This window comes from Streptomyces sp. NPDC032940, from assembly GCF_040636935.1.
In the GTDB taxonomy this organism is placed as follows: domain Bacteria; phylum Actinomycetota; class Actinomycetes; order Streptomycetales; family Streptomycetaceae; genus Streptomyces.
The window spans coordinates 387295-400559 of record NZ_JBEZVJ010000001.1 but is presented as its reverse complement, the minus strand read 5'-3'; the positions used below and the strand labels follow the sequence as shown (position 1 = coordinate 400559).

At 74.6% G+C, this 13265-nt stretch carries 7 protein-coding genes; all 7 read left to right on the top strand.

The features are described 5' to 3' along the window. Positions 1-138: 138 nt before the first annotated feature. Positions 139-2088 (top strand): serine/threonine-protein kinase, encoded by a 1950-nt coding sequence (locus AB0E77_RS01785; protein WP_361564428.1) that lies wholly within the window; start codon positions 139-141, stop codon positions 2086-2088. Between the two features lie 167 nt (positions 2089-2255). After that, the gene (locus AB0E77_RS01780) at positions 2256-4817 is read left to right on the top strand and encodes a protein kinase (RefSeq protein WP_361564081.1); all 2562 of its coding nucleotides are present in this window, start codon (positions 2256-2258) and stop codon (positions 4815-4817) included. A 158-nt stretch (positions 4818-4975) separates the two neighbouring features. Then, entirely contained in the window at positions 4976-6655 is a 1680-nt protein-coding gene (locus AB0E77_RS01775) for a serine/threonine-protein kinase (RefSeq protein WP_361564425.1), read from the top strand. Between the two features lie 87 nt (positions 6656-6742). Then, complete coding sequence (locus AB0E77_RS01770; protein WP_361564422.1) at positions 6743-7891, top strand: serine/threonine-protein kinase; 1149 nt, start codon at positions 6743-6745, stop codon at positions 7889-7891. Positions 7892-7978: 87 nt separating this feature from the next. Further along, on the top strand, positions 7979-9640 hold the full coding sequence (locus tag AB0E77_RS01765) for a protein kinase (RefSeq protein ID WP_361564079.1): 1662 nt from the start codon (positions 7979-7981) through the stop codon (positions 9638-9640). 128 nt (positions 9641-9768) lie between these two features. Beyond that, on the top strand, positions 9769-11382 hold the full coding sequence (locus tag AB0E77_RS01760; RefSeq protein WP_361564076.1) for a succinic semialdehyde dehydrogenase: 1614 nt from the start codon (positions 9769-9771) through the stop codon (positions 11380-11382). A gap of 53 nt (positions 11383-11435) precedes the next feature. Next, positions 11436-13262 (top strand): GMC family oxidoreductase, encoded by a 1827-nt coding sequence (locus AB0E77_RS01755; protein WP_361564073.1) that lies wholly within the window; start codon positions 11436-11438, stop codon positions 13260-13262. Positions 13263-13265: the final 3 nt, after the last annotated feature.

The window sequence follows — 13265 nt, the reverse complement described above, 5'->3', positions numbered from 1 at the left end:
GGCCCGCGGAACGCGTCGTTCCCCGGGCCCCGCACCCCGCCGGGCCGGGGCGCGGCGCGAGAGGCACCCTGGGCGTCGAGCACTTGTCGGGTGAGGGACAATGAAGGCTCTGTCAGGGCGGGTTGCATGAGGGGACGCATGTCGGAGGCGGAGCGGGCGGGGACATCCCGTACGGACAAGAGCGCACGTCTCCTCGCCGGGCGGTACCGGCTGGGAGACGTGCTCGGCCGCGGCGGCATGGGGACGGTGTGGCGCGCCGAGGACGAGACCCTCGGACGCACGGTCGCCGTCAAGGAGCTGCGGTTCCCGGGGAACATCGACGAGGACGAGAAGCGCCGCCTGATCACACGCACGCTGCGCGAGGCCAAGGCGATCGCGCGGATCCGCAACAACAGCGCCGTGACGGTCTACGACGTCGTCGAGGAGGACGACCGGCCGTGGATCGTGATGGAACTCGTCGAGGGCAAGTCGCTCGCCGAGGCCATCCGCGAGGACGGCCTGCTGGAGCCGAAGCGGGCCGCGGAGGTCGGCCTCGCCATCCTCGACGTGCTGCGCTCCGCGCACCGCGAGGGCATCCTGCACCGCGACGTGAAGCCGTCCAACGTCCTCATCGCCGAGGACGGCCGGGTCGTGCTCACCGACTTCGGCATCGCCCAGGTCGAGGGCGACCCGTCCATCACCTCCACCGGCATGCTCGTCGGCGCCCCCTCCTACATCTCCCCGGAGCGCGCCCGCGGCCACAAGCCCGGCCCCGCCGCCGACCTGTGGTCCCTCGGCGGCCTGCTGTACGCGGCGGTCGAGGGCACTCCGCCCTACGACAAGGGCTCCGCGATCGCCACGCTCACCGCGGTGATGACGGAGAACCTGGAGGAGCCGAAGAACGCCGGACCGCTGCGGGACGTCATCTGCGGGCTGCTCACCAAGGACCCCGCCCAGCGCCTCGACGACGCGGGCGCCCGCGCGATGCTCAACAAGGTCATCCACGCCCCCGCGAGCGGCGCGGACCAGGCGGAGCCGCTGGACGCCACCAAGGTCGTACCGCTGCCGGCGCAGCCCGGCAAGCGCGAGGAGGCCGGGGAGCGGCTGCGCGGGGCACTGCGCGCCGTGCGGAAGGCCGCCGCGGGCACCGGCGCGGCGGGTGCCGCGGCCGGCTCCCGCACCGAGCCGGCCGCCGCCGACCGGACCCGGCCCGGCACCGCCGGTGCCACCGCCGCGTCGGCGTCCGCACCGGCCCGCGCGACGGCCCCCGGCGCCGGCACGCCGAACAGCGGTGCGGGCGGCCGCAGTTCCGGCTGGCCCGTCATGCCGCCGCCGGACCTGCCGCCCCGGCCCGCGCCTCGCGCCCCCCTCACCGACGTGGTGCCCAGGCGCACCCTGGTGATCATCGCCGTGATCGTCGCCCTCGCCGTCCTCGGTACCGTGCTCGCCCTCACCCTCGGCGGGGACGACGACACGGCCAAGGGCGCGGCGGGCGGCGGCACGACCGCCACCGCCCCGGCGGACGGCGACACCAAGCAGGACGGGTCGGAGGGCGCCCGCACCGACGGCTCCGCCTCCGAACCTGCGACGGGCACCTCCGCCGACACCGAGGGCAAGCCGTCGGCGGGCGCCTCCGGCGACGCCGGGACCGGCACGGACGGCGCGGGCAAGGACGACGGCGCGGCCACCACCCACCGGGGCGGCCAGGGCTACTCCATCGGGCTCCCCAAGGGCTGGAAGTTCCAGTCCTCTGGCGCCGCCGGCGACCGGTTCACCGGCCCCGACGGACAGAAGCTGCTGGTCGCCTGGACGTCCACGCCCAAGGACGACCCGGTCGCGGACTGGCGCAACCAGGAGCGCTACATGGTGCGCTCCCAGTACAAGAAGATCCGCATCGAGAAGGTGGGCTACCGCGGCTGGAACGCCGCCGACTGGGAGTTCACCTACAAGGCCGACGGCACCGCGTACCGGACCGTCGACCGGGGCTTCGTCGTCGACGACCACCAGGGGTACGCGCTCATGTACACCGCGAAGGCCGCCGACTGGGACAGCGACCGGCGCCGGGACGCCTGGCGGACGCTGACGAAGACGTTCACGCCCAAGGACTGAGCCCGGCGGGGCCGGGTTTGGGCGGCCCGAGATCTGGCATCCCCTCATTGCGGGTTGCCTCCGGCACGTATCGTGAGTGCTTGCGGACCGTACGCAGCCGGAACGGCCCGCGAGGCGAACGGAATTGACCGACCGGTACCACCGACCGGGCTGCCGGGGGAGGCAACGTGGACGACTACGCGGGACGGGTACTCGCCGACCGCTACCGCCTGCCGCTGCCGCCCTCCGACGAGTACGAACTGACCGAGAGCCGGGCCTTCGACACCTACAGCGGACAGGAAGTCCTGGTCCGGCAGGTGCCGTTGCCCGAGGTCGTCGAGGCGGAAGTGCTCGACGCGGACGGTCTGCCGGACGGCTTCACGGCCCGTGACCGCGGCGCCCGGCGCACCGGCCCGCGGGGCCAGACCCCCCGGGGCGGCCCGAGGCGGCCCGCCGACCCGTTGGTGCGACGCGCCGTCGAGGCCGCGCAGGCCGCGGCCGCCGTCCCCGACCATCCGCGTCTCGACCAGGTCTTCGACGTCTTCGCCGAGGGCGGCTCGCTGTGGATCGTCAGCGAGCTCGTCGCCGCCCGGCCGCTGGCCGCCCTGCTCGCCGAGCAGCCGCTGACCCCGTACCGGGCGGCCGAGGTCGCCTCCGACGTCCTCATGGCGCTGCGCGTGCTGCACGGGTACGGCTGGGTCCACCGGAACATCACCGCCCGCACGGTGCTGGTCTGCGACGACGGGCGCGTGATGCTGACCGGCCTGGCGGCCGGGGCGGCGGAGGAAGCGCTGTGCGGCTACGACCTGGTGCCGGCCCCGGAGGGCGAGGCGGACGACGCCGGGGACGGGCCGTCCGGCGCGGCGGGAGCCCCGGGGCCGGGCGGCGCGGAGACGCGGGCCGACGCCGGTGACCACCGTTCCGGCCGGCCCGCCGGTTCACCGACCGGGACGTACGGCGCCGGTGGCGACGGTCCCGCGACGGGCGTGCTCGGTGGCGGCGCCGGTGGTCCCGAGGCCGCGCGGCGGGCGGCCATCGAGGCGCGCAGCGAGCGCGGGCTGCCGGCGACCGGCCCGGAGAGCCCTCGAGGGCTGCCCGCCGGGTTCACCCCCGCCTCGCTCGACACCGGCGGCGACATCCGCGCCGCCCGCGCCGGAGCCATCGCCGCCTACCGCGCCGGCGCCCGTGCGGCGGCCCGCGTCCAGGAGGCGCAGAACGGCCGCGCGGCCCTGCCCGGCGCCCGCACCGCCCCCGACGACGGCACCGGCACGGGCGGCGGCGCACCGGTACCGCCCGGACAGATCGCCGACCCCTACGGCGTCCGCACCACCTCCTGGCACGGCGCCACGCCCCGCACCGGCGGCGGCCCCGCGGACTCCAGCGCCCCCGCGCCGGCCGACGACCGCGCCGCCCTGCCCCCCGCCCCGCGGCAGGAGTCCGCCCCGGCGCCCGGGGGCTGGGACGGCCCGGCCGCCCCCGCCCCCGCCCGGCGCGGACCGGGCACCGCCCTCGCCGCCGAACGGGCCCGACAGGCCAGGATGGCCGTGGTCGGCCCCGTGACCGAACGCTGGGCCCCGGAGCAGGCCGGGCCGGTGCACGAGAACTGGCAGCTCGCCGCGCCCATCGGCCCCGCCACCGACCTCTGGGCGCTGGGCGCCCTGCTCTTCCGCGCCGTCCAGGGCCACGCGCCCTACCCGGAGGAGTCGACGGCCGAGCTGGTGCAGATCGTGTGCGCGGAGCCGCCCGCGTTCGCCGAGGAGTGCGGACCGCTGCGCCCGGTCGTGGAGTCGCTGCTGCGTCAGGACCCCACCGAACGCATCGACTTCGAGGAGCTGAGCGGCTGGCTGCGCTCCCTGGTGCGCTCGGCGCCCGAGCCCGAGGCCGGGCTGCACGTCGTCTCCGCCCCGCCCGCCGACACCAGCCGGCTGCCCATCGTGCGCCGCCGGGGCGAGCTGGTGCGCAGGCGGCGCGCCGGGCTGCCCGCCCACCACGGCCGGCACAAGCGGTCCCGGCAGGAGGCGGACCGTTCTCCGCGCAGCCTCGGCCGGACCCTGCTCCTGCTGATCCTGCTCGCCCTTGCCGGAGCGGTCGCGTACGCCATGTTCTTCATGCCGAAGAACGACACCGACGGGGCCGCCGCCCCCGGCCGGACGGACGCCGCGGCCGAGAGCAGCCGGGCCCCGTCACAGCCGTCGGCCGGGGCCGGCGGGGAGCCGCGGCCCGAGCCGTCGTCCGCGAAGCCCGACTCCTCGGAGTCGGCCGGTTCGGCCGAGACGCAGACCACCGGACCCGAGGTCGCCGACGGGTTCACGCTGCGCAAGGACCCCGAGGGCTTCCAGGTCGCCGTCGCCGAGGGCTGGAGCCGCACCCCGCGCAACGGCAGCGGCCAGGTCGTCTACGCCAAGGGCGGCTTCGAGCTCGTCGTCGTGCCCGGCAGGGACGGCTCGGGCGAGTTCGGCAGCGATCCGATGGCCTACCAGCGCGACCGGGAACGCGAGTTGGAGCCGTACCGCGCCTCCAGCTGGGCCACCTCCAGCGGGCTGAAGACCATCGAGGTGGGCGGACGGTCCATGGCCGAGGGCCAGTTCACCTGGACCGGCACCGACGGCGGCGAGCTCTTCGTGCGCAACCTGGCGATGCTGATCGACGGCCGCTACCACGTGCTCCAGGTGCGCGGACCCGAGGCGGAGCGCGACGAGGTGACCCGGCTGTACGAACAGGCGTCGGCCACCTACCGGTACACGGGCTGACCGCAGTTGGGACGGACGAGACGTCCCGATGGTTGCCTCGCGGCACAGGAAGCGACAACCGTCACAGAGCGGTCTCCGTACCACCCCACCCGTTCCCCGAAGGGGGCCCGGTCCCTAGTCTGACCCTGACAAGACCATTGCGGGGCAACGTGAATCAGATGCAGGGCCGGCTCGTCGCGGGCCGTTACCGGCTCGGCGAGTCCATCGGCAGCGGCGGCATGGGCCGGGTGTGGCGGGCGCACGACGAGGTACTCCACCGGGTCGTCGCCATCAAGGAGTTGACCGCCGCCCACTACGTCTCAGAGAGCGACCAGGCCATCCTGCTGGCGCGCACCCGGGGCGAGGCGCGGGCCGCGGCGCGGATCAACCACTCGGCCGTCGTCACCGTGCACGACGTCCTCGAACACGACGGCCGGCCGTGGATCGTGATGGAGCTGGTCGAGGGCCGCTCGCTGGCCGACGCGGTCAAGGAGGACGAGCGCGTCGCACCGCGCGAGGCGGCACGCATCGGCCTGTGGGTGCTGCGGGCCCTGCGCGCCGCGCACGCCGCCGGCGTCCTGCACCGCGACGTCAAGCCCGGCAACGTCCTGCTCGCCGACGACGGGCGGGTGCTGCTCACCGACTTCGGCATCGCGCAGATCGAGGGCGACTCCACCATCACCCGCACCGGCGAGGTCGTCGGCTCCGTCGACTACCTGGCGCCGGAGCGGGTGCGCGGCCACGATCCCGGCCCCGCCTCCGACCTGTGGGCGCTGGGCGCGACGCTGTACACGGCGGTGGAGGGCAGGTCGCCGTTCCGCCGCACCTCGCCGCTGACCACGATGCAGGCGGTCGTCGAGGAGGACGCCTCCGAGCCGCTGCACGCCGGTCCGCTCGCGCCCGTCATCAGCGCCCTGCTGCGCAAGGACCCGGCCGCCCGGCCCGACGCGACCGAGGCGGAGCACCTGCTCGCCGAGGCGGCCGAGGGGCGTCGCCCGAACGCGGCCCAGGCGTATGTGCCGACGCAGTACTCCGGCGCCGGGCAGCCGTCGGCCCCCGTGTACCCGGGGCCGCCGGGTGCCGCGGCCGGACAGACGCCGTACCCGCCGGTGACCGGCCCGACGCTGATGGGGCACCCGACGGCCGGCGGCACGGCGACCCTGGGGCATCCGCCCGCCCGGCCCCGGCGCCGCCTGTGGACGATCGCCCTCGTCGTCGCCGTCGCCGCCCTGGTCGGCGGCGCCACGGCCGTGCTGCTCCAGGCGACGGACAAGGGAGAGGACACGAACAGGGGCGGCGCCGTCACCGGCCCGCCCACCCCGTCCCCCTCCGCGTCCGGCTCCCCTTCCCCTTCCGCCTCCACGGACGGCCGCCCGACGGGGTCCGTCCCGTCCGACTGGGAACGCCACGACGACCCACTCGGTTTCAGCCTCTCCCTGCCACCGGGCTGGGAGCGCGAGGAACTCCCGGCCCACGGTGCTCTGCGCCAGGTCGACTACAGCCCCGACGGCGGCAAGCACTTCGTCCGCATCGCCGTCGACACCGAGCCCGACTTCAACGACCCCTACGCCCACCAGCTCGACCTGGAGCAGCAGCTCCAACGCCTCGTCGACTACCGGCGCGTGACGCTGGAGCACTCCACGTACCGCGACCGCGACAGCGCTCGGTGGGAGTACACCTGGACGGCGCTGGCCAAGGACATACCCTTCCCCGGCCCGCGGCGCGCCGTCGAGGAGATGTACATGTCCCGGGACGGCGTCGAGTACGCCCTCTACATCAGCTCGCCCGCCGACGACTGGGCGGAGACGAGCGGCCAGTTCGCGTATCTGCTGCGGAGCTGGCAGGAGAAGCCGGCCTGACCGCCGCCCCGTAGCGGCCCGGGTACCCGTCGGATGTCGGCCACGCGGTGTCCGGGGGGCCGGAGCGGGGGCGTCCGGTGGGGCATGATGGGGCGCATGGTGACCCAGGGGTCGGGCGGGCGTGTCATCGCCGGCCGTTACCGTCTCCATGAGCGGCTCGGCCACGGCGGCATGGGCATCGTCTGGCGGGCGACCGACCAACTGCTCGGCCGTCAGGTGGCCGTCAAGGCGCTCCCGCGCGACGAGAGCCTCTCCGCGGCCGAGGCCCGGCGGCGCCGCGAACGCACCCTGCGGGAGGCCCGCGCGGTCGCCCGGCTGCGGCATCCGCACGTCATCGTCGTCCACGACGTCGTCGAGGACGACGAGCGGGCGTACATGGTCATGGAGTTCGTCGACGGGGGCTCGCTCGCCGACCGGGTACTCTCCCGCGGCCCGGTCGACGCGCCCGAGGCGGCGCGGATCGGCGTCGCCCTGCTCGAGGCGCTGCGCACCGCCCACACCGCCGGCATCCTGCACCGGGACGTGAAGCCGTCCAACGTGCTGGTCGCCGAGGACGGCCGCGTCGTGCTCACCGACTTCGGCGTCGCCCAGGTAGCCGGCGCCACGACGCTCACCGAGACCGGCTCCTTCGTTGGCTCGCCCGAGTACACCGCCCCCGAGCGGATGTCCGGCCTCGGCACCGGACCGGAGTCCGACCTGTGGTCGCTGGGCGTGCTGCTGTGCGCGGTGCTCAGCGGCGAGTCGCCCTTCCACCGCGACTCGCTGGGCGGCGTCCTGCACGCCGTGGTCTCCGAGGAGATCCGCCCGCCCGCGCAGGCCGAGCCGATCCTGCCCGTCGTACGGGGCCTGCTGGAGCGCGACCCGGGCCGCCGCCTGGACGTCGCCGAGGCGGAACGGATGCTGCGCGCCTACCTGGACACCGGTCGCATCCCCCCGCCGCCCGGCACCGGCGGGCCCCGGTACTCCACCCGCGGCGTGCTCCTCGGCGCCCTGCTGGTCGCGGCGGCGGCCGGAGCGGGCCTGACCGCGGCGGCCCTGCTCGCGGACGGCGGTGACGGCGGCGGAGGAGGGGCGCCGACGACGTCCGTGCCCGGGACCCCGCCGGCGGCGCCCCCGCACGCCTCGTCGCCCGGAACGGGGTCCGCGCCCTCCGCCGGCGGCCCCCGCGGACCCTCCGGGGTGCCGACCGCCACGGTCACCGTGACCCGCGAGGCGTCCGCGAACACGCCTAAATAGGAGATAAGTGCCGGGGCGGGTCACGGGTCTGTGACCGCCGCCCGTCCGCGGTGGATATCGCCGCGTCCGGCGCGATATGGATGGTCCATGAGCAACAACGGGGGAGCCGCGAGCGGGCGGCCCGACGAGCCGACGAGTTTTGCCCTGCGACCGCCGGACGCGCCCGCCGCCGTACCGCATCCCGGCAACCCGTACGCGACACCGGCCCAGGTCGTGCCGCCGCAGGTGCCGGCCGCCGGTCCCGAGCCGGTGCGGGCGCCCGCCCAGGACCCGGGCGCGGGCCGGCTGATCGCGGGCCGCTACCGGCTGATCGCCAAGCTCGGCCACGGCGGCATGGGCACCGTGTGGCGGGCGCAGGACGAGACCGTCGACCGCGAGGTCGCCGTCAAGGAGCCGCGCGTCCCCGACCACCTTCCCGAACGCGAACGGGCCAACGTCTACGAGCGGATGCGCCGCGAGGCGCGCGCCGCGGCCCGGCTCGACCACCCGGCCGTGGTCGACGTGCACGACGTCGCGGTGGTCGACGGCCGGCCGTGGATCGTGATGGAGCTGGTGCGGGGCCGCTCGCTGGGCGACGCGTTGCAGGAGGGCACGCTGGGCGCCCGGGAGGCGGCCAGGATCGGCCTGGAGGTCCTCGGCGCCCTGGAGGCCGCGCACGCGGCGGGCATCCTGCACCGGGACGTCAAGCCCGACAACGTCCTGCTCGGCCGCCACGACCGGGTCGTCCTCACCGACTTCGGCATCGCCCGGATCGAGGGCGAGACCAATCTGACCGACACCGGCGGCTTCGTCGGCTCGCCCGAGTACATCGCCCCCGAGCGGGTGCTGGGCCAGCGCCCCGGCCCGGCGAGCGACCTGTGGTCGCTGGGCGTGGTGCTGTACGCGGCGACGGAGGGCGTCTCGCCGTTCCGCCGCAGCAACACCCCCGCCACGCTCCAGTCGGTGCTGAACGCCGTGCCCGCGCCGCCCGCCTCCGCGCAGGGCCCGCTCGCCGAGGTGATCACCGGCCTGCTGGACAAGGACCCGGCCCGCCGCCCGGACGCCGCCCGGGTGCGCGCCCTGCTGGAGGCCGCAGCGAACCCGCCCGCGCCGGCGCCCACCCAGATCGTGCGGGTGCCCACGCCCGGCGGCCGTGGCATCCGGCTCGGCCGCAAGGCGTGGGCCGGTCTCGCCGCGGTCGTCGTCGCCGCGGCGGTCGCGGGCTACCTGGTGGTGGCGGACCCGTTCGCGGGGCCGCTGCCCGACGGCTGGCAGACCCCGCACGAGAAGCAGCTCGCCGCGACCCTCGCGGTGCCCGACGGCTATCAGCGGACCGTGTCCGACGACGCCGGCGAGCACTGGGTCACCTACACCGACTGGAGCGGCGGCATCTGGATCGGCCTGACCCTGGACAAGAAGGCCGAGGACACCGGCGGCAACATCGCCGGGTCCGCCGCGGCCGAGATGTACGACGACGACGGGAAGTTCAAGGAGAGCGGCGAGTACGACCTCTCCATGCCCGAGAACCCCAGGACCGACCCCCGGGAGACCACGTACCAGGGCGAGAAGTCCGCCGAGAACACGGTCGTCTACACCACCACCGACAGCCAGAACCCCCGCCCGCGCGAACTGCGGATCTTCTACTACCGGACCTCCGCCGGCGACATGTACAAGCTCACCGTCAGCTATCCGGGCAAGGGCGACTTCACCGAGCGGGGCCGTGAGGTGGCCAAGACGGCCGTCGCCAATCTGAAAATCGACGGCACCTGAGCGTTCGGCCGCACAACGCCCTGATCAGCACGTTTGTTGCCAGTGATCGCTGGCGGTGTGTGAGCACTCGGTGAATCCCCGTTACCGACGGGTACACAAAGGCGTCCCGGCGTCATACTCTGCGGCTCATGACGGACGCGCAGGCCCCGGAAATCACCGGCACCAACCCCCTCGCCCCCGCCCCGGCGGGGGCCCGCACCGCAGCCGACGTGGTGACCCCCGAGCTGGTCGCCCAGCTCACCAAGGGCGTCGCCGGCTCCGGCCGCACCGCCAACCACTCGCCGTTCACCGGCGAGAAGCTGGCCGACCTGCCCGAGTCGACCCCCGAGGACGTGGCCGGGGCCTTCGCCCAGGCCCGTGCCGCCCAGGCCGTGTGGGCGCGGGTGCCGGTGCGGCAGCGCGCCGCCGTCCTGCTGCGCTTCCACGACCTGGTCCTGGAACGGCAGGCCGAGGTCCTCGACCTCATCCAGCTGGAGACCGGCAAGGCCCGCCTGCACGCCCACGAGGAGGTCCAGGCCGTCGCCGTCGCGGCCCGGCACTACGGCCGCCGGGCCGCCGCCTATCTGAAGGCCAAGCGGCACACCGGCGCCATGCCGACCCTGACCAAGGTCACCGAACTGCGCCACCCGCGCGGGGTCGTCGGCCAGATCGCCCCCTGGAACTACCCCCTGGAGCTGTCCGTCGGCGACGCGCTCCCCGCCTTCGTCGCGGGCAACGCGGTCGTCATGAAGCCCGACACCGAGACCTGCCTGACCGCCCTGTGGGCCCGTGACCTCCTCGTCGAGGCCGGCCTGCCCGCGGACGTCTTCCAGGTCGTCCTCGGCGACGGTCCGGTCGTCGGCCCCGAGGTGGTCAGGCACGCCGACTACGTCTCCTTCACCGGCTCCACCCGCACCGGCCGCGAGGTCGCCCAGGGCGCCGCCGCCCGCCTGGTCGGCGTCTCCCTCGAACTCGGCGGCAAGAACGCCATGCTGGTCCTCGAGGACGCCGACGTCGAGAAGGCCGCGGCGGGCGCCGTCCGCGCCTGCTTCTCCTCCGCCGGCCAGCTCTGCATCTCCATCGAGCGGCTCTACGTCCACGAGTCGGTCGCCGACGCCTTCCTCGACCGCTTCGCCGCCCGCACCCGTGCCATGCGACTGGGCAACTCCCTCGCCTACGGCGCCGACATGGGCTCGCTGGTGGGGGAGCGGCAGCTGGAGACCGTCGAGCGGCATGTGAAGGACGCGCTCGCGCACGGTGCGAAGCTGGTCGCCGGCGGCGTCGCACGCCCCGACATCGGCCCGTACTTCTACGAGCCGACCATCCTCGACGGCGTCACCGCCCCCATGACCGTGTGCACCGAGGAGACCTTCGGCCCGGTCGTCTCCGTGTACCGCTTCACCGACGAGGACGAGGTGATCGACCGCGCCAACTCCACGGCGTACGGCCTGAACTCCTCGGTCTGGACGAAGGACGCCCGGCGCGGCCGCGAGGTCGCCGCCCGGCTGCGCACCGGCACCGTCAACATCAACGACGGTTACGCGCCCGCCTACGGAAGCGTCCAGTCGCCGATGGGCGGCATGAAGGACTCCGGCCTCGGCCGCCGGCACGGCTCCGAGGGCATCCTCAAGTACACCGAGGCCCAGACCGTCGCCCACCAGCGGCTGCTGCCGATGGCGCCCTCGCTCGGCATGGACGACGAGAAGTACGCGGCGTTCATGAGCCGCAGCCTCCGCCTCATGAAGGCGTTCCGGTTCCGCTAGGCCCGCTCCGGCCGCCGAAGAGTTGGTCCACCCGTTCTCAACGAGGAGAGCACGTGTCGCAGGAGAAGTCCGTCCAGACCCGGGACGAGAACGGGTACGACTACGACGTCCTCGTCGTGGGTTCCGGCTTCGGCGGGTCCGTGTCCGCCCTCCGCCTGACGGAGAAGGGCTACCGGGTGGGCGTCCTGGAAGCCGGCCGCCGCTTCACCCGGGAGTCGCTGCCGAAGAACTCCTGGGACCTGAAGAACTACCTCTGGGCCCCCCGGCTCGGCATGTTCGGCATCCAGCGCATCCACCTGCTCGGCAACGTCATGGTGCTGGCGGGCGCCGGTGTCGGCGGCGGCTCCCTCAACTACGCCAACACCCTCTACGTGCCGCCGAAGCCCTTCTTCGACGACCCCCAGTGGCGGGACATCACCGACTGGCACGAGGAGCTGACGCCGTACTACGACCAGGCCCGCCGCATGCTCGGCGTCCGCCTCAACCCGACGATGACCCCCTCCGACGTGCACCTGAAGGCCGCGGCCGAACGGATGGGCGTCGGCGACACCTTCCACATGGCCCCGGTCGGCGTCTTCTTCGGCGACGGCGAGGACGCCGACGGGACGGCCAAGGCCAAGCCGGGCGAGCGGGCGCCCGACCCCTACTTCGGCGGGGCCGGCCCGGAGCGCAAGGCCTGCCACGAGTGCGGCGAGTGCATGACCGGCTGCCGGCACGGCGCGAAGAACACCCTCAACGAGAACTACCTGTACCTCGCCGAGAAGGCGGGCGCGGTCGTCCACCCGATGACCACGGTCGTGTCCGTCACCGACGACTCGCGCGGAGGCTTCGCCGTCGCCACGCTCCCCACCGACCGGAAGCTGAGGAAGAAGAGGGGCGCCGGCCGCACCTTCACGGCCCGCCGTGTCGTCCTCGCCGCCGGCACCTACGGCACCCAGACGCTGCTGCACCGCATGAAGGCCAACCGTCAGCTGCCCTACCTGTCCGACAAGCTCGGCGAGCTGACCCGCACCAACTCGGAGGCCCTGGTCGGCGCCCAGACCGACGACCGGCGCTACCGGAAGGCCACCGGAGAGCCCCGGGCCGACTTCACGCGCGGCGTCGCCATCACGTCGTCCATCCACCCGGACGCCGACACCCACATCGAGCCCGTCCGCTACGGCAAGGGCTCCAACTCGATGGGCAGCCTGTCCATCCTCCAGGTCCCCTACGCCGGCGCCACCGCCTCCGGCGCCTCGCGGATCCTGGGCTTCCTGGGCCATGCGGCGCGGCACCCGGGCCTCGTCCTGCGGTCCCTGTCCAACCGCAAGTGGTCGGAGCGGACCATCATCGGCCTGGTGATGCAGTCGCTGGACAACTCCCTGACGACGTTCCTGAAACCGGACGGCGTCGGCAAGGGCCTGCTCACCGCCCGCCAGGGCCACGGCTCGCCCAACCCCAAGCAGATCAAGGCCGCGACGGACGGCGCCACCGCCATCGCCGCGGAGATCAACGGCTTCGCCGGTTCCAACGTCGGCGAGCTGATGGGCACCCCGCTCACCGCCCACTTCCTCGGCGGCTGCCCGATCGGCGCCTCCCGCGAGACCGGCGTCATCGACCCCTACCACCGGCTGTACGGCCATCCCGGCATCTCCGTCGTCGACGGCGCCGCGGTCTCCGCCAACCTGGGCGTCAACCCGTCCCTGACCATCACGGCCCAGGCCGAGCGGGCGATGTCCTACTGGCCCAACAAGGGCGAGGAGGACCCGCGCCCGGCGCAGGGCGCGGTGTACGAACGCCTGGCGCCCGTCGAGCCCAAGTCGCCGGTGGTCCCGGCCGAGGCCTTCGGCGCGCTGCGGCTGCCGTTCCTCGGGGTGCCGGCGGTGCCGCCGAAGAAGTAGCGG